Here is a 19,340-nt window from a genome sequence, read left to right as displayed (position 1 = left end):
ACCAGAGCTGTCCTGACGCTCGCGGTGCGCCGCTCGGACCGATCACTCCCGCCGTCCCGGGACCGTTCTGGCTCCATGGTCATCGCGTCACCGCCTGCACTACGCTCCGCAACGGGTCGACTCGATCGAGGACACGGACGAGACCGGTGGAGCGCATGCGGTGAGCGTGGAGGCTTCCGAACCGCAGCGGCCCGGCGTCCGCGGCTGGGCGGTGTGGACGCTCCCGCCCCGTGTGCTCGCCACGGTCCTGTTCGTGGAGGTCGTCGCGGTCGTGCTCGTGGTCGGCGGTCTCGCCCGCCGTCCGCCGCCCTCGCCGGAGGACCTCACGGCCGCGGCTGTGCTCGTGCTGCTGGGTGTCGCGTACACCGAGCTGTCGGTCGGCGTGGAGCGGATGCGGCGCCGGCTCGTCGACGCCAATCACGTCGACCTCAACTCGGTGTGGACGTTCGCGAGCATCGTCGTCCTCACCGGCCCGCACGCCGCGGTGGTGGCGGTGGTCATGCTGATGCACCTCTGGGCGCGGGCGTGGCGGCCGTCCGTTCCGCTGTACCGCCAGCTGTTCAGCGTCGCCACCGTGGTGCTGGCCTGCCTCGCCACCGGCGCCTTCCTCGAGCGCGTCGGGCCGCCGGAGTATCGGCTGTGGGTGCTCCTCGTCGCGATCGGCCTGTATGCGGCGGTCAACACCGGGCTCATCGCGGCGGTCGTCCGGGTGAGCACGCCGGACGCCGTCCCGTCGGCGCTCCTCGGGCCGTGGGACGAGAACGTCCTGGAGATCGGCATGCTCTGCATGGGCGCGTTGACGGCCATCGCGCTCGTGCTGAACCCGTGGTCCGTCCTGCTCGTGCTGCCCCCGCTGTTCGCCGTGCTCCGGGCCGTGCAGGTCCGGCCGCTGGAGGTCGCGGCCAGCACGGACGGCAAGACCGGCCTGCTCAACGCGGCGGCCTGGCTCACGGAGGCGGAACGGGTCCTGGTCCGTCCGGGCGCCGCCGAACGCGCCGGTGGCGTGCTGGTGCTCGACCTCGACCACTTCAAGGCGGTCAACGACACCTACGGCCACGTGGTCGGGGACCGCGTACTGGCCGCGGTCGCGGACGCGCTGCGCCGCGTCGTCCGGGCGCACGACCTCGTCGGCCGTCTCGGCGGTGAGGAGTTCGTCGTGATGCCACGGCGCATGGCGCACGGGGCCCGGTCGGTCGAGCTCGATGCCGTGGAGCTCGAGGTGGTGGCGGAGCGGATCCGGGCCCGGGTCGCCGATCTGCGCCTCACCCTCCCGGCGGCGGGCGGTGCCCGGACCGTCGTCGGCCTGACGGTCTCGATCGGCGGCGCGGTGCTCCCGGCGAACGGCAGCGATCTCGCCTCCCTCCTGCAGACGGCGGACACCGCGCTCTACGCCGCCAAGCGGGCCGGCCGCAACACCGTGCGCATCGAGGTGGCCCCGGTCCGGCGCTGATCGCCGGACGTGGGCGGGCGGGCGATCTGCCGCAGATCCGTCGCGGATCCGTCGTAGATCGAGCCGTAGATCGAGTCGCAAGATCCTGCCCTGCCCCACTTCCGGCGATCAGCACCGGAGCCGTGATCATTCGGTTCCCTGATCAGTTCCAGTCCTTGTTGCGCATCCGTCATCCCTCCTCCCCGGCTCGATGGGATTCGATCTCCTGCGATGGGACGGACATCACCCCCGCTTCCGCGGAGGAAGCGGCGGCACCCCGGAGGCGTGGTGAGGGCGCGTGTGCCATCCGCTCCATCCCGCGGACTGCATTCGGTGGCAACTGGGTCGTCAATTCGGTGGAATCGTGTGTTCTGCGCACTCGGACCATCTCACTGTGTCACGACCCCTCCTCCCGTGCGGTCGTACGAATGACGCCGCGATCGGTCTGCACTACCCTCGGGAGAGACGCCGAACAGCGATCGAGAGCGCAGATGTCCACACACCCCGAGGGAGCTCACGGCGCGCTTCGCCGGGCCCGGGAGTGGACGGTCCGCAGCTGGCCACTGTGGGAGATGCCGCGCCGGCTCGTGGCGGCGGTGCTCGTCGTCGAGGCCACGGCGCTCGGTCTCGTCGTGGCCGTCGCGACGCGCACGCCACTCCCGGACGGCACCCAGGTCCTGCACACGGCGCTGCTCGCCGGCCTCGGCCTGCTGCACACCGAGGCCGCGATCGGCGTCGAACGGATCCGTCGCCGGGCCACGGCGGGCGGCAGCCACGCGAACCTCAGCTCCGTGTGGACCTTCGCCGGGGCGCTCGTGCTGCCGCCGGTGTGCGCCGCCGCCGTCGCCGTGGTGGTGCACCTGCACGTGTGGGCGCGCACCGGGCGTCCCCGCGTGCCGCTGTACCGCGGGGCCTACAGCACCGCCACGATCGTGCTGGCCTGCCTCGCCGCGGCCGGGGTGGTCGCGCTCCTCGGTCGTGGCCTCTCCGCGGCCGGGCTCCCGGGGATCGTGCTCGCGCTCGGTGTCTACACCACGATCAACAACGGCCTCGTCGCCGGTGCCGTCGCCATGAGCGCGCCGCAGCCGGACCTGGCGCGCGTGCTGGGCGACTGGGACGACAACCTGCTCGAGGTGGCCACGCTCTCGCTCGGGGCGCTCACCGCGGTGGCGGTGCTCGTCAACCCGTGGCTGGTGCTCCTCGCGCTGCCGCCCCTGCTGGTCCTGCACCGCGCCGTGCTGGTCAAGCACCTGGAGGAGGCCGCGAGCACCGACGGCAAGACCGGGCTGCTCAACGCCGCGGCGTGGCACGCGCGGGCCGAGCAGGTGCTGCGCCGCGGTGGCCGGCGGCAGGGGCCGGGTGCGGTCCTCGTGCTGGACCTCGACCACTTCAAGACCGTCAACGACACGCACGGACACCTCGCGGGCGACCGCGTGCTCGCCGCCGTGGCCGGTGCGCTGCGCGGCGAGGTCCGCGAGCAGGACCTCGTCGGCCGCTTCGGCGGGGAGGAGTTCGTCGTGATGCTCGGCGGGGCCGGGCCCGCCGAGTTCGAGGCGGTGGCCGAGCGGATCCGCAGGCGGGTGGCCGACCTGCGGGTCGAGATGCCCACGCCGGACGGCCCGCTCACCGTCAGTGGGCTCACCGTGTCCATCGGGGGAGCCCTCTCCCCGGACGAGGGGGCCGACCTGCGCACGCTGCTGCAGATCGCCGACACCGCGCTGTACGCGGCCAAGCGCGGGGGCCGCAACGCCGTGCGCATGGGCGTGCCGGTGCCCGCTCCGCCGCCGGTGGTGCCGCTGCACCCCATCGGCCGGCCGCCCGACCCCACCTGAGGGTGTGACGCTGCGTGACGGCTCGGTCGCGTACTCCACCCCGATGAGCGATCGTCGTCCTCCTGACACGCCACGCAGGCCTCACTAATCTCGCCGACAGGCGCAAGCCGGTCGCGCGAGAGGAGGGGGCGGGCGTGGATGAGCCGTCACCACCGGCCGGCTGGGACCCGGCGAGCTGGGAGCTCTGGCGCCGGCCCGCCCGAGCCGTCGGGCTGGTGCTCGTCGTCGAGGTCGCGGCCGTGGCGCTCGTCGCCGCCCACCTCGCCGTGCCCACGCCGGAGGCGGTGGCCCTCGCCGCGTTCCTGACCCTGCTGAGCGTCGTGCACACCGAGCTCGCCACCGGCATCGAGCGGATCCGCAGGCGGGCGGCCCAGACCTCCTACTTCGACCTCAGCTCGGTGTGGACGTTCGCGGCCGCGCTGCTCCTGCCGCCCGCGCTCGCCGCCGCCGTCATCGCCGTGGTGTACCTGCACCTGTGGCAGCGGGTGTGGCGGCCGGCGAAGGTGCCGGTGCACCGGCACGTCTACACGACGGCCACCGTCGTCCTCGCCGCAGCCGCCGCGCACGGCGTCGTCACCGCCGCGGGCGGGTTGCCCAGTGGCCCGGAGGACGTCGCGGGCGTCGCAGGCATGGCCGCGGCCGTGCTGGCCTACGTCGTGGTCAACACGCTCCTCGTCGCCGGCGTGATCGCGCTGACCCACGAGTGGCCCGGGGTGCGCGAGCTCGTCGGGCGCTGGGACGACAACGCGCTCGAGGTCGCCACGCTCTGCATGGGCGGCCTCGCGGCCGTCACGATCGGGGCGACGCCGTGGCTGGTCGCGCTCGTCCTCCCGCCGATCCTCGTGCTGCACCGCGCCGTGCTGGTGCGCCACCTCGAGGAGGTGGCCAGCACCGACGCCAAGACCGGGCTGCTCAACTCGGCGGGCTGGCAGGCCGAGGCCACGCGGACGCTGCGGCGCACGCAGCGCGTCCGCGCCACCGCGGCCGTGCTCATCCTCGACCTCGACCACTTCAAGCTGGTCAACGACGCGCACGGGCACCTCGCGGGCGACGACGTGCTGGCCGCGGTCGCGGCGGAGCTGCGGGCCGGCGTGCGCGAGCAGGACCTCGTGGGCCGGTTCGGCGGTGAGGAGTTCGTCGTCCTGCTGCCCGAGCTCCCGCCCGGCCCGCTGGGCCGGGCCGAGATGCGCGCGGTGGCGGAGCGGCTGCGCCGGCTGGTCGCCGAGCTCGACGTGCCCGTCTGCACCCCCGACGGGAACCTGACGATCTCCGGGCTGAGCGTGTCGATCGGCGGTGCCGCCATCCCCGTCGACGGGGCCACCCTCGAGCAGGCGCTGAAGGTGGCCGACGCCTCGCTGTACGCCGCCAAGCGCAGCGGGCGCAACCTGGTGCGGATCGCGGGTCCGGTGCAGATCCCGGCCCCGCGGACCGCGGGCTGATCGAGCACGCCGGGTGGCCGGTTCCCCGGGCTTCCGTAAGCTGGCCCGGTGACCGTGTTGCGATCCGTCCGTGGCCCGGCCGATCTGAAACGGCTCGCGGCGCACGAGCTGCCGACGCTGGCCGCCGAGATCCGCCGGGAGCTGGTGGCGTCGGTCTCCCGGACCGGCGGGCACCTCGGGCCCAACCTCGGCGTCGTCGAGCTGACCATCGCCCTGCACCGGGTGTTCGACTCCCCCCGGGACACCCTGATCTGGGACACCGGGCACCAGGCCTACGTGCACAAGATGCTCACCGGCCGCCAGGACGGCTGGGAGGCGCTGAAGAAGACCGGCGGGTTGTCGGGCTACCCGAGCCGCGCCGAGAGCGAGCACGACCACGTCGAGAACAGCCACGCGTCCACCTCGCTGTCGTGGGCGGACGGGGTGGCGCGCGCCTACGCGCTCACCGGGCAGCAGCGCCACGTCGTCGCCGTGATCGGCGACGGAGCGCTCACCGGGGGGATGGCCTGGGAGGCGCTGAACAACATCGCGGCAGGCAAGGACCGCAACGTCGTCATCGTGGTCAACGACAACGGCCGCTCCTACGCGCCGACCATCGGCGGGCTCGCCGACCGGCTCGCCACGCTGCGGCTGCAGCCCGGCTACGAGCGCGTGCTGGAGGCCGGCAAGCAGGCGCTGGCGCGCACCCCCCTGGTCGGCGGCCCGCTCTACGCGGGCCTGCACGCGCTCAAGGCGGGCGTGAAGGACGCGCTGAGCCCGCAGGAGCTGTTCTCCGACCTGGGCCTGAAGTACTTCGGCCCGGTCGACGGGCACGACGTCGTGGCGATGGAGTCGGCGTTGCGGCGCGCCCGGCACTTCGGCGGGCCGGTGATCGTCCACGCCGTCACGCGCAAGGGCAACGGCTACTCGCCCGCGGAGAACGACGAGGCCGAGCAGATGCACAGCCCGTCGGCGTTCGACCCGGAGACCGGCAGGCCCACGGGCCCACCCTCGGTCGGGTGGACGAGCGTGTTCTCCGACGAGCTGCTGGCCATCGGGGCGCGCAGGCCCGACGTCGTCGCGATCACCGCGGCGATGCTCGGGCCCACCGGGCTCGCGCCGTTCGCCCGGGCCTTCCCGGAGCGTTGCATCGACGTCGGGATCGCCGAGCAGCACGCGCTGACCTCGGCGGCGGGCCTCGCCGCGGGCGGGCTGCACCCGGTCGTGGCGCTGTACTCGACCTTCCTCAACCGCGCGTTCGACCAGCTGCTGATGGACGTGGCGCTGCACGACAAGGGCGTCACGCTCGTGCTGGACCGCGCCGGCGTCACCGGCAACGACGGGCCGTCGCACAACGGCATGTGGGACCTGTCGCTGCTGGGCATCGTGCCCGGCATGCGGGTGGCGGCGCCCCGTGACGCCGCCACGCTGCGCGAGGAGCTCGGCGAGGCCGTCGCGGTCGAGGACGGGCCCACCGCGATCCGGTTCCCCAAGGGCTCGGTGATCGAGTCGGTGCCCGCGCTGCGCCGCGTGGACGGCGTGGACGTGCTGCACGAGCCGGGCGCGGGTGCGCGCGACGAGCCCTCGGTGCTGCTGGTGTGCGCCGGCGCGTTCGGCGAGCTGGGTGTGGCGGTGGCGCAGCGGCTGGAGCGCCAGGGCGTGCCCGTCACGGTGGTCGACCCGCGCTGGGTGCTGCCGGTGCCCGACGCGCTGGTCGGCCTCGCGCGCGCCCACCGGCTCGTCGTCACGGTCACCGACTGCGGGCGCCACGGCGGGTTCGGCTCGGCGCTCGCGCAGGTGCTGCGGGACGCGGAGTGCGACGTGCCGCTGCGCGACCTCGCCATCCCGCAGCGGTTCCTCGACCACGGGAGCCGGGCCGACGTGCTGGCCGAGGCCGGCCTCACCGCGCAGGACGTCGCGCGCCGCGTCACCGAGTGGGCGGCCGCGCTTCCCGCCGAGCCCGGCGTCGTGGAGCAGGCCCCCTCGCAGGAGGAGGCCCGCTGATGCGGGTTCTGATCGTCGAGGACGAGCGGCCGCTGGCCGACGCCGTGGCGCGCGGGCTGCGTCGCGAGGGGATGGCCGTCGACGTCGCCTACGACGGCGACAGCGGTCACGAGAAGGCCGTGGTCACCCGCTACGACGTGGTGGTGCTCGACCGCGACCTGCCCGGCATGTCCGGCGACCGGCTGTGCGCGGAGATCGTCGCGTCCGCGTCGACGACGCGCGTGATCATGCTGACGGCCAGCGGCACCCTCGCCGACAAGGTCGACGGGCTGTCCCGGGGCGCCGACGACTACCTCGCCAAGCCGTTCGACTTCCCCGAGCTCGTCGCGCGCTGCCGGGCGCTGGGCCGCCGGGCCACCCCGGCCGTGCCCCCGATGCTCGTGGCGGGCGACGTCGCGCTGGACCCGGCGCGCCGCACCGTGCACCGCGGCGAGCGCCCCGTGGAGCTCACCCGCAAGGAGTTCGGGGTGCTGGAGGTGCTGCTGGCCGCGGGTGGCGCCGTGGTGAGCAGCGAGGAGCTCCTGGAGCGGGTCTGGGACGAGAACGCCGACCCGTTCACCACCACCGTGCGGGTGACGGTGATGACGCTGCGCAAGAAGCTGGGCGAGCCAGGGGTGATCGAGACCGTGGTGGGCGCCGGGTACCGGGTGCCCGCCGCCGGCTGAGCCGAGGGGGCGGGCGTGGCCGAGCCTGCGCCACCGACGGTCCGCGAGACGGGCCGGCAGCCGGACTGGGCACCGGCGCCGCCGCCCCCGGTGCCCGCGCGGGTCCGCCGCGGGTCGCGGGGCGTCGGGCTGCGCCCACGGCTCACGCTGGTCTGCACGGCGGTGGTCGCGCTCGTGAGCGCGCTGCTGCTCTGGCTGGGCTGGCTGCTGGTGGGCGGCGTCGCGCGCAGCGTCCCGTCGCTGCCGGCCGGCACGACCGTGCGCGTCGGCGGGGTCGCGGTCCCGGCGGAACAGCTCAACGAGGCGATCGGGGCCGCCGCCCGTGCCGACGTGCTGCGGGCGGGGCTGATCGCGTTCCCGCTGGTCGTCGCCGCGGCCGCGGTCGTTTCCTGGGTCCTCGTCGGGCACGTTCTCGGCCCGCTGCACGCCGTCACGGCCACCGCGCGCCGGCTCACCGTCGAGTCCCTGGACACCCGCACGGGGCTGCAGGACGCCCGCGGCGAGGTGGCCGAGCTGGCTGCGGGCTTCGACGCGATGCTCGACCGGCTGCAGGCGGCGTTCGACGCGCAGCGCCGCTTCGTCGCCAACGCCAGCCACGAGCTGCGCACCCCACTGTCGGTGCTGCGCACCGAGGTCGACGTCACGCTCGCCGACCCGGCGGCCGACGTCGAGGAGCTGCGGCGCATGGCGTCCGTGGTGCGCGACGCCACCCGCCGCGCCGACGACCTCATCGCGGGGTTGCTGCTGCTCGCCCGCACCGAGGGCGCGGAGCTGGCCGACGTGCGCCCGGTCGACCTCGCCGACGTCGTGGTGCCCGCGCTCGCCGCCGTGCGGGCCGAGGCGGGTCGGCGCGGCCTGCGCACGCAGCTGCGGGCGAACCCGGCACCGACGCGGGGTGACCCGGTCCTGCTCGAGCGCGTCGCCGGCAACCTCGTGGAGAACGCCGTGCGGCACAACGTGACCGGCGGCTGGCTGGAGGTGTCCACGGGTGCGACCGACGGGCTGGCCTGCCTGCAGGTGTCCTCCTCCGGCCCGGAGATCCCGGGGGACCGGGTCGTCGAGCTGTTCGAACCGTTCCGGCGCGGGCCGGTCGCCCGCACCGCCGACACCCCCGGCTCCGGGCTGGGCCTGTCGATCGTGCGCGCCGTCGTCCACGCCCACGGCGGCACCGTGCGGGCCGAACCGGTGCCCGGTGGTGGCCTGGTGGTGACGGTCCGGCTGCCGGGCCCCTGACGCTCGCACACCGATCCTGGTGCCGGCACACCGACTGCAGTCGGTGTGCCGGCACCGATGTCGGTGTGTCAGGGGGTCGCGCGCGTCGCCAGTGCCTTCTCCAGGTCGGCGCCCAGCAGGTCGACCTGCCACTCGCGGGCGCCGCCTGCGCGCATCGCCGCGCGGACGTCGCCGTCGGCGGGCGGGCTCCAGCACAGGCGGCGCAGCAGGTCGGGCAGCAGCAGGTTCTCGACCGGGACGTTCCACTGCTCGCCGACCGCGGCCACGGCGGCGCGGGCGGCCGCCAGGCGGGCGGCGGCGTCGGGGTCGCGGTCCGCCCAGCGCGAGACCGGCGGGGGCCCGTCGCTGGGCGGGGACGCGCGGGGGTACTCGGCGGGGTCGAGCGCGGCGGCCTGTGCCAGGGCCGCGAACCAGTAGGAGGTGAGCCGGCGCTGGGCGCGGCCGCGGAACGTCGGCATGGCCGCGAGCGCCTGGGGTGACTCCGGCTGCGCGGCGGCGGCCGCGACGATCGCGGCGTCGGGCAGGATGCGCCCCGGGGCGATGTCCCGCTCGGCGGCCAGCCGGTCGCGCGCCTCCCACAGGGTCCGGGCGGCGGCGAGCAGCTTCGGCTTGCGCAGCTTGTGGACGCCCGACAGACGCCGCCACGGCTCGGCGCGGGGGAGGGGCGGCGGTGCGGTGCGGACGGCCTCGAACTCCTGCAAGGCCCACTCGAGCTTGCCCTGCTCGGTCAGCAGCCCCGCGAGCACGTCCCGCAGCTCGACGAGCACCTCCACGTCGAGCGCCGCGTACACGAGCCAGTCCTCGGGAAGCGGGCGGCGCGACCAGTCGGCCGCGCCGTGCCCCTTCTCCAGGCTCAGCCCCAGCAGCTGCTCCACGAGCGGGCCGAGCCCGACCCGGGGGAGCCCGGCCAGCCGTCCGGCCAGCTCGGTGTCGAAGAGGGCCGAGGGCCTGAGCCCGGTCTCGGCGAGGCAGGCGAGGTCCTGGTTGGCCGCGTGCAGGACCCACTCCGGCCCGCTGAGGGCCGGCGCGAGCGCGGACAGGTCGCTGCCCAGCGGGATGGGGTCGACCAGGGCCGTGCCCGCGCCGGCCCGACGCAGCTGGACCAGGTAGGCCCGCTGCGAGTACCGGAAGCCGGAGGCGCGTTCGGCGTCGACGGCGACCGGCCCGGTCCCGGCCGCCACGGCCTCGGCCGTGCGGGCCAGGGCCGCGCCGTCGGCGACGACCGGCGGTAGCCCGTCGGCGGGCCGCAGCAGCGGGACCGGCCCCTGGTGGTCTTCGAGTGTTTCTCCTGTCAGCGGATGACCCCGGCTCGCATCGCCAGCGCGACCATCTGCGCGCGGTCACCCGTGCCGAGCTTGCGCCCGATGCGCGACAGGTGGCTCTTCACCGTGAGCGCGGAGAGGCTCAGCGCCTCGCCGATCTCCTTGTTGGACTGCCCGTCGGCCACGAGCTGCAGCACCTCGACCTCGCGCGCCGAGAGCTCGCGCGGAGTGTTGTCGGTGCCCGGCACGCGGGTGCCGGTGGCGAGCAGCGGCGCGACCGTCGGGTCGGCGTAGACGCCGCCGTCCAGCACCCGCTTCACGCCGTCGGTGACGATCGCCGCCGACGCCGACTTGAGCAGGTAGGCCTGCGCGCCCGCCTGGAACGCCGAACGCACCGCGTACGGGTCGTCGGAGGAGGCGAGCACGACGAGGCGGTTCCAACCCAGTGACCGCAGCTCGGTGACCAGGTCGAGCCCGCTGCCGTCGGGCAGGCCGAGATCGAGGATCGCGAGATCGCACGGCCCGTTGGCATGGGCCCGCGCCCGCGCCTCGGCCACCGAGGCGGCCTCGTAGACCGTACCGGCGCCCATGGAGCGCAGCCGCGCGGCGATCGCCTCGCGTAGGAGCGGGTGGTCGTCGACCACCAGCACCGAGAACAGCTCTTCCCGCGGGTGCGGGACCATCGCGGGCGACAGCACAGCATGGGCGGGTGAATGACCCGCAGTGCCGCGCACTGGTGCGCCCTGGCCCACAACGGCCACGTCGTTACCTCCTGGAGTCGGTCGTTGCCCCCCGACCGGCACCAGACCCCCGGTCGATGGAGCTACTCGCCCGACCGCCCGAGGAGGTGTCGTGGAGGAAGCGTAGCCCCCCAAGCGGTCTAACGTCGTGTATCGGATCGAACTTCTCCGGGTGAAAGTTACAGCGTTGTCGATGCCCGACCACTCGTCCGGGTGACGATGGTGATCACTGGGAGCGTCGAACACGCTGGTGAACCCCCCGATCGGCGTTCGTTGACGGGTTGTGACCGTCAGACCGTCCGATGGGCGAGGGGGAGCACTCCGACCGGCGGAAGACCGGCCGCCGATGCGATCAGGGCGCAGAACGCCTCGGCGTGTCGGGACAGGTCGGTGCCGACCGGGCTCCAGGACGCGCGCAGCTCCACGTCGTCGTCGCGGCGGGGGCCGGCGATGTCGCCGAACCGCACCGACGACGTCTGCGTGACGGTGCCGCCCAGCGCCACGTGCTCCGCACCGGCGAACTCGAGCGCCTCGGTCAGCCACGACCAGCCCACCACCGGCAGCATCTCGTCACCCAGCTGCTCGGGCTCCAGGCGGGCCTGGACGAAGCAGACGAGCCGGAAGGTGCCCTCCCAGGCGTCCTGTCCGGCCGGGTCGTGCAGCAGGATCAGACGGCCGGAGGTGTCCGGCTCGTCCGTGTCGTCACCGTGCTCCCGGGCCGGGTCGGCCTCCACGCTGAACGCCCACGTCCACGGCGCGAGCCGGGGTGGCGCCTCCAGGGGCGCGAGGGCGAGCTCGGGGCGTGGCCGTACCGTGCGCATCGAGGTGACGGCCTGCTGGAACTCCAGTGGTGGGGCGGGCGCGTCGGACACGAGCGAGGACTCTAGGTCGCTCTGGGTGATCCGCAGGCGAGGCGCGCCGCACACGAGGCAACCCGTCCGGGGGACACCGACCGCCCGGCGGTGACCCGGTGGTGGCGCGTGGGAGGATGGAGGGGCCATGACGCTCTCGCCCGCCTCCGCCGTCCACCCCCGCCGGCAGCTGCCCGACGCGCCGCTCCTCGTCGCCGCGCGCGGCGAGCGCCCGTCGCGGGTGCCGGTGTGGTTCATGCGCCAGGCCGGGCGCTCGCTGCCGGAGTACCGGGCGCTGCGCGCCGGCACCGGGATGATCCAGGCCTGCCTCACGCCCGACCTCACGTGCGAGATCACGCTGCAGCCGGTGCGCCGCCACGGCGTCGACGCCGCGATCCTGTTCAGCGACATCGTCGTGCCCCTCTACGTGGCGGGCGTCGGCGTCGACATCGTCGCCGGCACGGGTCCGGTCGTCGCCCGTCCCGTGCGCACGATGGCCGACGTCGAGCGGATCCCCGCGCTGCACGTCGAGCAGGTCGCCCCGGTCACCGACGCGATCGGGCTGCTCCTGCCCGAGCTGGGCGACACCCCGCTGATCGGCTTCGCCGGCGCCCCCTTCACCCTCGCCTCCTACCTCGTCGAGGGCGGGCCGAGCCGCAACCACGAGCGCACCAAGGCCCTGATGCGCTCGGCGCCGGACGTCTGGCACGCGCTGATGGAACGCCTCGCCGGCATCACGGGCACGTTCCTGCGCGCCCAGGTCGCCGCGGGCGTCGACGCCGTGCAGCTGTTCGACTCCTGGGCGGGCGCGCTGTCCGAGCGCGACTACCGCGAGTACGTCCTGCCGCACTCCACCCGCGTCCTCGCCGGTCTCGCGGGCGCGGGCGTGCCCCGCATCCACTTCGGCGTCGGCACCGGCGAACTGCTCGGCGCGATGGCCGAGGCCGGCGCCGACGTCGTGGGCGCCGACTGGCGGGTGCCGCTGGACGAGGCCGCGCGCCGCACCGGCGGCCGCGTCGCCGTGCAGGGCAACCTCGACCCGGCCGTGCTGTTCGCCGACACCGCCTCGATCGCGGCGGAGGCGCGCCGCATCGTCGACGAGGGCCGCCGCGCCCCGGGCCACGTGTTCAACCTCGGCCACGGCGTGCTCCCCGACACCGACCCGGACGCCCTCACCAGGCTCGTCGAGCTGGTGCACTCCCTGCGGCCGTGACACCGCGGGTCGCCCCCCGTGTCGCCGTCGTCGGCGGCGGGATCTCCGGGCTGGCCGCCGCCCACCGGCTGCGCACCCTGCTCGGGCCGTCGGCCGCGATCACCGTCCTCGAGCAGCGCGACCGCCTCGGTGGCGTGCTGCGCACCGTCGACCTCGCCGGGGTGGCGTTCGACGTCGGGGCTGAGGCGTTCCTGGCCCGCCGCCCGGAGGTCCCGGCGCTGCTCGCCGAGCTCGGCCTCACCGCCGAGCTGGTGCACCCGACCGGCGCGACGGCGTCGGTGCGGGCGGGCGGGCGCACCGGGCCGCTCCCCGGCGGCACCCTGCTCGGCGTCCCCACGAGCGCGGCGCGCCTGGACGGCCTGCTGTCCGCCGCCGGGCTCACCGCCGTCGCCGCCGAGCCGGAACGCCCCGTGTCCTGGCAGCCGGGCGAGGACGTCGCGCTGGGCGGGCTGCTGCGCTCCCGCTTCGGCGACGAGGTCGCCGACCGGCTCGCCGACCCCCTGCTGGGCGGGGTCTACGCGGGCCGGGTCGACGCGCTCGGCCTGCGCGCCACCGTGCCGGCCCTCGCCGCGGCCCTCGACGCCGGCGCCCCGAGCCTGACGGCCGCCGCCGACGCGGCGACGGCCCCACCCGCGAGTCTCCCGAACGGACAGCGCGAGTCTCCCGAACGAGCAGGGCGAGTCCCCCGAACCGACAGCGCGAGTCTCCCGTCCCACCCCGGCGAGTCCCCCGTTCCGGCCGGGCGAGTGCCGCGAACGAGCAGGGCGAGCCGCGCGGGTGCGCCCGGGACTCCGGTGTTCGGCGCCGTGCGGGGCGGCTACCGGGTGCTGCTGGACGCGCTCACGGCAGCGGCCGGGGCGGACGTGCGCCTGCGCACCACGGTGCGGGAGCTGCGGCGCCGGGATGCGGGCTGGCGGCTGGTGCTCGGGCCCACCACGGCGCCCGAGGCCCTCGACGTCGACGCGGTCGTGCTCGCCGTCCCGGCGCCCGCGGCGGCGCGGCTGCTCGCCGGTGCGGCGCCGACGGTCGCGCGGGCGGCGGGGGAGATCGAGCTGGCGTCCTCCGTCGTGGTCGCCCTGGCCTACCGGGCGCAGGACGCCGGGACGCTGCCAGCGACGTCGGGCGTGCTCGTGGCCGCGGACGAGCCGCTCCCGGTCAAGGCGGTGACCCACTCCTCGAACAAGTGGGCGCACCTGGGCGCGGACGGCCTCGTGCGGCTGCGCGCGTCGCTCGGCCGCTTCGGCGAGGCCGCCTCCCTGCAGGTGGACGACGCGGAGCTGGTCGCCCGCGCCCGGGCCGGGCTGGCCGCACTCGCCGGGCTCACCGCGGCCCCGGTGGCCGTGCACGTCCAGCGGTGGGGCGGCGGGCTCCCGCAGTACGCGGTCGGGCACCTGGACCGGGTGCGCACGATCGAGGACGGCCTGCCACCCGGCCTCGCGGTGGCGGGGTCGGCGCTGCACGGCGTCGGGGTGCCGGCATGCGTGGCGACGGGCCGCGCGGCCGCCGAGCGGGTGGCCCCCTTCGCGACGAACGGCACTTCCGTCGGCTAGGTACCGACGCCATGCACTGGGTGAACAGTGCCGTTCGTCGGTGGCTCCTACTGCACGTCCGACTCCGGGGGAGGCAGCTGCACCGTTCGCTGCGGCTCCACCGCGGCCACTCCCGTCACCGCGCCCAGCGCCTGCAGCTGCGTGTCCTCGGCAGAGCCGGTGATCACCCCCAGCGGGCGCAGTACGTGCTCGACGCGCATCCCGCCGCCCTCCAGCGCCGTGACGACGTCGTCGATCCGGTCCAGCGCGTCGTCGGCGACGGAGACCGTGATCTTCTCGGGCATCGTGGTCCCCTCTCAGGCCCCGGGCGCGCGGACCAGGCCGGCCCCGACGTCCGTGGCGGGCAGCGGCAGCCGTTGCGCGGCCTGCAGGAGCTGGGTCCACAGCTCCTGCCCGGTGGCCCCCGTGCGCTGGGACCACAGCGCCGCGATGCCGGACACGTGCGGTGTGGCCATGCTGGTGCCGGAGATCGTGTTCGTGTTCTGCGGCGACGGCCATGACGAGTAGACGTCGACGCCGGGCGCGGCGATGTCGACCTGCCCGCCCTCGACCGGCGAGCTCGCGGCGGAGAAGTCGGCGATCGCCAGCGCGACGTCCACCGCGCCGACCGCCATGATCGACGGGCTGTTGGCCGGCACCCCCACGAAACCGGGGTTGCCCGCGCTCCGTTCGGCGTTGTTGCCGGCCGCGGCCACGACCAGGGTGCCCGCCTCGAGCGCCCGGCGGCCCGCGGTCTCGTAGGCGGTGGAGACCTCCTGCATGTCGGCGCCCAGCGACATCGAGATCACGCGGGCGCCGGCGGCGACGGCCCAGCTCATGCCGGCGAGGATGTCGGCGTCGGTGCCCGACCCGTCGTCGCCGAGGACCTTGCCGACGAGGATGCGCGCCCCGTGTGCGACCCCGTAGCGGCGGCCCGTGCCCGGCGCCAGCGCGCCGCAGGCCGTGCCGGCGACGTGCGTGCCGTGCCCCTGCACGTCCTGGGGCTCCTGCCCCTCGACGAACGAGCGGGCCTCGATGTCGCGGCCGGCGAAGTCGGGGTGGGTGAGGTCGAGGCCGGTGTCGAGCACCGCGATCGCCACGCCCGCGCCGGTCTCCGGGGCCACGGCGACGCCCGTGGCCTGCAGTCCCCAGGTCAGCTCCTCGGTGTCGCCGAACTGCGCGGGTGCCACCCGGGCCCCGGGCCCCGCGGCCCGGGCGTAGAGGAACTGCGCCGCGTCGCGGAAGCCCCGCAGGTACTCCTCGGACAGGGACCCGCCGGGCGCCGCGTCGAAGCGGGGCACGCCGATGGCCCGCTGCACCCGCTCCCGCTCCACCCCCAGCAGCCGACGGTCGGCCCGCGCGGCGTCCAGCTGCTGCGCGGTGAGGTCCGCGACGGCCACCCCCAGCTCGGCGAAGAAGGTCGGGTGGGTGCGGGCCGCGGCGCCGCGGTCGGAGTCGCGGGTGTTCGTGACCTCCTCGGCGCCGCTCAGCTCCCGTATCGCGGTGCAGGCGGCGTCGTCGTCGCTCCGCAGATCGTCGCCCAGCACCAGCAGGTAGCGGCCGGTGTACCGCTCACCGGACCCGACCTCGACGGCTCGCGCCACGTCGCCTCCCCGATCATCGCCACTCGTCAGGGGCACATCGTGCCGGGGTGGGGCGGGCGCGTCACGTCGGACCGGAGCGACGCGCCGTCAACCGGCGGCCACCGACAGCGACGCGTGCCGCACGCCGTCGTCGCCCACGGCGTCCAGGACGGCCGCCGCGAGGTCGGCGCGGGCGAGCCGGTACGAGCCGCGCACGTTCGCGCCCACGCGGCGGCGCACCGCGCCGGTGCGGGGGCCGTCGGTGAGCTGCGGCGGGAGCACGATCGTCCAGTCCAGGTCGCTCGCGCGCACGACCTCCTCCATCGCGCGCATGTCGGCGAAGGGGTGCCGCAGGACGTATCCGAGCACGGGCTTGACGACGAACCGGACGAACGCGGTGTCGCCCGTCGTGTGGGCGCCTGCCGCGCTCACCACCACGAGCCGGCGCACCCCGGCGTCGCGCATCGCGGCGACGATGACGCGGGCGGCGTCGGTCCGGACCGTCGTGGGGCCGGAGCCGGAACCGAGGGCGTCGACGACGGCGTCCGCGCCGGCGACGGCTGCGCGGACCGCGGCCCGATCGTCGAGCTGCACGGTCACGACGTCCAGGCGATCGGCGGCGGGCAGTCCCAGCCGGGCGGGGTCGCGTACGACCGCGGTGACGTGGTGCCCGGCGTCGAGCGCCTGCTCGACGACGTGCCGACCGGTGCCGCCGGTCGCCCCGAACACGGTGATGCGCATGGGTCCTCCTGGGTTGAGTGAACACTCACCACTAGGGTGGGTGAGTACTCACTCACCTGTCAAGCGGGCTCGCCAGGGGGACGCATGGGGACGCGGGAGGACATCGTCGGGGCGGCAGCGCAGATCATGCGCACCGAGGGCTTCGCGCGCGCGACGACGAAGGAGATCGCGCGCGCGGCCGGCTACTCGGAGGCCACGCTCTACAAGCACTTCCGGGACAAGACCGAGATCTTCCTGCACGTGCTCGACGGCCGGCTGCCCGGTCTCGGCGCCCTGCTCGCCGAGCTCGAGGAGCACCCGGGGCGGGGCGAGGTGCGGGCGAACCTCGAGGAGTTGGTCACCACCGCGCTGCGGTTCTACGCCGACGCGTTCCCCCTCGCGGTCTCGCTCTTCTCGTCGCGCCGGTTGCTCGACGCCCACCGCGCCCGCATCGACGAGCTCGGCGCCGGTGGGCCCCGCTACCCGCTCGTGGCGCTGGCCCGCTACCTCGCCGCGGAGCAGCGGCGCGGCCGGGTCCGCGCAGGCGCCGACCCCGACGCGATGGCAGGGCTCCTGCTCGGCGCGTGCTTCCAGCACGCGTTCCTGGTCACGTTCTCCGGGGAGACGCCGTCGTCCGGGCAGCTGTCCGCGCTCGCGGCCCGGCTGGTGGCCACCGTGCTGGAGCCCACGGCCTCGGACGCCGGGAGCTGACGGGGTGCGTGGCAGGATGGGGACGTGGCACGTCTGGACTACGCCGAGCTGAACAGCGCCATCCGCTACACCATGTGGTCGGTGTTCCGGGTCGAACCCGGTCGGCTCGGCGACGAGCGTGCCGGCGCTGCCGGTGAGTTCGCCGAGTTCCTCGACGCCCTGCGCGGCAAGGGCGTCACCGTGCGCGGGGTCTACGACGTGGCGGGCCTGCGGGCCGACGCCGACTTCATGGTGTGGTGGCACGCCGACAACGTCGAGGCACTGCAGGCGGCGTACTCGAGGCTGCGCCGCACCACCGCGCTCGGCCGGGCGAGCAGCCCGGTCTGGAGCCAGGTGGCCCTGCACCGGCCGGCCGAGTTCAACAAGAGCCACCTGCCGGCGTTCGTCGCGGGGGAGGCGCCGCGGCGCTACATCTGCGTCTACCCGTTCGTCCGTTCCTACGAGTGGTACCTGCTCCCCGACGAGGAGCGCCGGTGGATGCTCGCCGAGCACGGCAAGGAGGCGCGCGACTACCCGGACGTGCGCGCGAACACCGTGCCCGCGTTCGCGCTCGGCGACTACGAGTGGATCCTCGCGTTCGAGGCCGACGAGCTGGACCGGATCGTCGACCTCATGCGCCACCTGCGCGGCACCGACGCGCGCCGGCACGTCCGCGAGGAGACCCCGTTCTTCACCGGCCCCCGGGTGGAACCCGGGGACCTGGTGGCGACACTGCCGTGACCGAGTAGCGCTGAATCAGCGCTACTCGGCGAGCTGATGGCGCGAGACCGCGGGACCGCTGTGACGACGGAGCAGCTCGTCGCCGACATTCGCGAGGAGCGCGACAGGTGATCGATCTCGTCGTCGACGCCTCAGTCGCCGCGCGGGCGGTGACGGCGGCTTCGGCCAGAGATCGAGGACTGCGCGACCGGCTGACGAGCTCTGTCTGCCACGCTCCCCACCTCGTCGATGCGGAGGTCGGCAACGCCCTGCGTCAGCAGGTTGCCGCTGGTGCGATCGAAGCCGACACCGCGGAAGCAGCGCTCCGTGCGTTGGAGCCCTTGATCGCGACGCGATATCCGCCGACAAGAGGCTCGCGAACGCTCCCGGCCTCCCGTGCGAGGTCGAGGTGATCAGCTAGCGTCCGGCTCCAGGCGCAGGGAGACCGAGTTGATGCAGTACCGCAGGTCGGTCGGCGTCTGGTAGCCCTCCCCCTCGAAGACGTGCCCCAGGTGGCTGTGGCAGGCGGCGCACAGCACCTCGACCCGGCGCATGCCGAGGCTGGTGTCGACGCGCTCGATCACGGCGTCGCCGGCGAGCGGGGTGAAGAACGACGGCCAGCCGCAGTGCGACTCGAACTTCGTGTCGGAGCGGAACAGCTCGGCGCCGCACGCGCGGCAGGAGTAGACGCCCTGGGTCTTCGTGTCGGTGTACTCACCGGTGAAGGGCCGCTCGGTGCCGGCCTGGCGCAGGACCTGGTACTCGGCGGGCGTGAGCTGGGCGCGCCACTCGGCGTCGGACTTGACGACCTTCGGTGCGGGTTCGGTGGCGGGATCCATGCGCTCCACACTATGTCGCCCGCGGGGCCGGTGCAGCGACCCGGCACCGGCGAGCAGCAGCGGCACGACGAACCAGCCCACCCGGCTCGACGGCGCGAGGAGCACGGCGGCCGCGAGGCTCGCCGCCGCGAACCGGGCGGCCGCGGGGCCGTCGAGCGGCGGGCGGGCGAGCAGGCGCGCGAGGGCGATCACCGCGGCGGCGAGCAGGAGCCCCAGCGCGAGCGCCCGGCCACCGGGCAGCGCCGCCAGCCACGCTCCCGGCACCGGGCTCGCCGCGGGCGTCGGCACGGTGGCCAGGCCGGCGGGGAACACCACGAGGTGCTCGAGCACCAGCCGCGGCGCCCGCAGGAGGTCGGGCAGGGCGAGCAGCAGCGCAGGTCCCGCCGCGGCGCAGGCGAAGCGCAGTGCCGGGCGACGGCCGCCGGTGCCGGCCAGTACGACGAGCAGGACGACCACGACCGGCCACGCCGACGGCTTCGTCCCGGCCGCGATCCCGGCCAGGGCACCGGCGGCGAGGACCGGGCGCAGCTCGTCGTCGGGCCGCGACCGTCGCACCACAGCCGCGTGCGTGAGGCCGACCGCCGCGACGAGGAGGCCGGCGAGGGCCAGGTC

The 19,340-nt window shown here is 75.2% G+C and carries 17 protein-coding genes; 10 read left to right on the top strand and 7 right to left on the bottom strand.

Annotated elements, in window-relative coordinates; all coding sequences use genetic code 11:
* Positions 1-160: 160 nt before the first annotated feature.
* The 6 genes from FB558_RS03620 (at position 161) to FB558_RS03595 (ending at position 8,581) form a co-directional block, all read left to right on the top strand.
* Positions 161-1,450 (top strand): GGDEF domain-containing protein, encoded by a 1,290-nt coding sequence (locus FB558_RS03620; protein WP_142048067.1) that lies wholly within the window; start codon positions 161-163, stop codon positions 1,448-1,450.
* Positions 1,451-1,920: 470 nt separating this feature from the next.
* Positions 1,921-3,261, top strand: a complete 1,341-nt coding sequence (locus tag FB558_RS03615) for a GGDEF domain-containing protein (protein ID WP_170231169.1) — start codon at positions 1,921-1,923, stop codon at positions 3,259-3,261.
* 134 nt (positions 3,262-3,395) lie between these two features.
* Entirely contained in the window at positions 3,396-4,700 is a 1,305-nt protein-coding gene (locus tag FB558_RS03610; protein WP_142048063.1) for a sensor domain-containing diguanylate cyclase, read from the top strand.
* A gap of 48 nt (positions 4,701-4,748) precedes the next feature.
* Positions 4,749-6,683 (top strand): 1-deoxy-D-xylulose-5-phosphate synthase, encoded by a 1,935-nt coding sequence (gene dxs / locus FB558_RS03605; RefSeq protein WP_142048061.1) that lies wholly within the window; start codon positions 4,749-4,751, stop codon positions 6,681-6,683.
* Positions 6,683-7,348, top strand: coding sequence for a response regulator transcription factor (locus FB558_RS03600; RefSeq protein WP_142048059.1), 666 nt, complete (start codon positions 6,683-6,685; stop codon positions 7,346-7,348). Before dxs ends, FB558_RS03600 begins: the two co-directional genes overlap by 1 nt.
* 90 nt (positions 7,349-7,438) lie before the next feature.
* On the top strand, positions 7,439-8,581 hold the full coding sequence (locus FB558_RS03595) for a sensor histidine kinase (RefSeq protein ID WP_142053654.1): 1,143 nt from the start codon (positions 7,439-7,441) through the stop codon (positions 8,579-8,581).
* Positions 8,582-8,649: 68 nt separating this feature from the next.
* On the opposite strand, the gene FB558_RS03590 is transcribed toward FB558_RS03595, so the two are convergent.
* From FB558_RS03590 to FB558_RS03580, 3 genes are all read right to left on the bottom strand, one after another.
* Entirely contained in the window at positions 8,650-9,876 is a 1,227-nt protein-coding gene (locus FB558_RS03590) for an HRDC domain-containing protein (RefSeq protein WP_142048057.1), read from the bottom strand.
* The gene (locus FB558_RS03585; RefSeq protein ID WP_075949948.1) at positions 9,873-10,526 is read right to left on the bottom strand and encodes a LuxR C-terminal-related transcriptional regulator; all 654 of its coding nucleotides are present in this window, start codon (positions 10,524-10,526) and stop codon (positions 9,873-9,875) included. Before FB558_RS03585 ends, FB558_RS03590 begins: the two co-directional genes overlap by 4 nt.
* Before the next feature lie 347 nt (positions 10,527-10,873).
* Complete coding sequence (locus tag FB558_RS03580) at positions 10,874-11,455, bottom strand: DUF3000 domain-containing protein (RefSeq protein WP_142048055.1); 582 nt, start codon at positions 11,453-11,455, stop codon at positions 10,874-10,876.
* Between the two features lie 127 nt (positions 11,456-11,582).
* Between FB558_RS03580 and hemE the strand changes: the two genes are divergently transcribed.
* Together hemE and hemG are read left to right on the top strand one after the other, a co-directional pair.
* A complete protein-coding gene (gene hemE / locus FB558_RS03575; protein WP_142048053.1) occupies positions 11,583-12,647 on the top strand; it encodes a uroporphyrinogen decarboxylase in 1,065 nt (354 codons plus the stop codon).
* A complete protein-coding gene (gene hemG, locus FB558_RS03570) occupies positions 12,644-14,197 on the top strand; it encodes a protoporphyrinogen oxidase (protein WP_142048051.1) in 1,554 nt (517 codons plus the stop codon). The genes hemE and hemG overlap by 4 nt, the downstream gene beginning before the upstream one ends.
* 47 nt (positions 14,198-14,244) lie before the next feature.
* Here hemG and FB558_RS03565 read toward each other — a convergent pair whose 3' ends face one another.
* The 3 genes from FB558_RS03565 to FB558_RS03555 form a co-directional block, all read right to left on the bottom strand.
* Entirely contained in the window at positions 14,245-14,481 is a 237-nt protein-coding gene (locus tag FB558_RS03565) for a ketohydroxyglutarate aldolase (protein ID WP_142048049.1), read from the bottom strand.
* Between the two features lie 12 nt (positions 14,482-14,493).
* Positions 14,494-15,780, bottom strand: coding sequence for a S8 family serine peptidase (locus tag FB558_RS03560; protein WP_246106236.1), 1,287 nt, complete (start codon positions 15,778-15,780; stop codon positions 14,494-14,496).
* Between the two features lie 87 nt (positions 15,781-15,867).
* Positions 15,868-16,500, bottom strand: a complete 633-nt coding sequence (locus FB558_RS03555) for an NAD(P)-dependent oxidoreductase (RefSeq protein WP_142048047.1) — start codon at positions 16,498-16,500, stop codon at positions 15,868-15,870.
* An 84-nt stretch (positions 16,501-16,584) separates the two neighbouring features.
* Here FB558_RS03555 and FB558_RS03550 point away from each other — a divergent pair, with 84 nt between their 5' ends.
* The gene (locus tag FB558_RS03550) at positions 16,585-17,190 is read left to right on the top strand and encodes a TetR/AcrR family transcriptional regulator (protein ID WP_142048045.1); all 606 of its coding nucleotides are present in this window, start codon (positions 16,585-16,587) and stop codon (positions 17,188-17,190) included.
* Between the two features lie 24 nt (positions 17,191-17,214).
* Positions 17,215-17,910 carry a hydrogen peroxide-dependent heme synthase gene (gene hemQ / locus FB558_RS03545; RefSeq protein ID WP_142048043.1) on the top strand — a complete coding sequence of 232 codons (696 nt, stop codon included), beginning with the start codon at positions 17,215-17,217 and terminating at the stop codon, positions 17,908-17,910.
* Between the two features lie 392 nt (positions 17,911-18,302).
* On the opposite strand, the gene msrB is transcribed toward hemQ, so the two are convergent.
* Positions 18,303-18,728, bottom strand: a complete 426-nt coding sequence (msrB, locus tag FB558_RS03540; protein ID WP_142053650.1) for a peptide-methionine (R)-S-oxide reductase MsrB — start codon at positions 18,726-18,728, stop codon at positions 18,303-18,305.
* Positions 18,729-19,340: the final 612 nt, after the last annotated feature.

The sequence above is a fragment of the Pseudonocardia kunmingensis genome (assembly GCF_006716445.1).
In the GTDB taxonomy this organism is placed as follows: Bacteria; Actinomycetota; Actinomycetes; order Mycobacteriales; family Pseudonocardiaceae; genus Pseudonocardia; species Pseudonocardia kunmingensis.
This window is presented reverse-complemented; position numbering and strand designations above follow the sequence as displayed.

Excerpts from the sequence above, each read along its gene's own strand:
- FB558_RS03615 (WP_170231169.1), top strand. The coding sequence starts at position 1,921 with ATGTCCACACACCCCGAGGGAGCTCACGGCGCGCTTCGCCGGGCCCGG.
- FB558_RS03600 (WP_142048059.1), top strand. The coding sequence starts at position 6,683 with ATGCGGGTTCTGATCGTCGAGGACGAGCGGCCGCTGGCCGACGCCGTG.
- FB558_RS03585 (WP_075949948.1), bottom strand. The coding sequence starts at position 10,526 with ATGGTCCCGCACCCGCGGGAAGAGCTGTTCTCGGTGCTGGTGGTCGAC.
- hemE (WP_142048053.1), top strand. The coding sequence starts at position 11,583 with ATGACGCTCTCGCCCGCCTCCGCCGTCCACCCCCGCCGGCAGCTGCCC.
- FB558_RS03565 (WP_142048049.1), bottom strand. The coding sequence starts at position 14,481 with ATGCCCGAGAAGATCACGGTCTCCGTCGCCGACGACGCGCTGGACCGG.
- FB558_RS03555 (WP_142048047.1), bottom strand. The coding sequence starts at position 16,500 with ATGCGCATCACCGTGTTCGGGGCGACCGGCGGCACCGGTCGGCACGTC.
- FB558_RS03550 (WP_142048045.1), top strand. The coding sequence starts at position 16,585 with ATGGGGACGCGGGAGGACATCGTCGGGGCGGCAGCGCAGATCATGCGC.
- msrB (WP_142053650.1), bottom strand. The coding sequence starts at position 18,728 with ATGGATCCCGCCACCGAACCCGCACCGAAGGTCGTCAAGTCCGACGCC.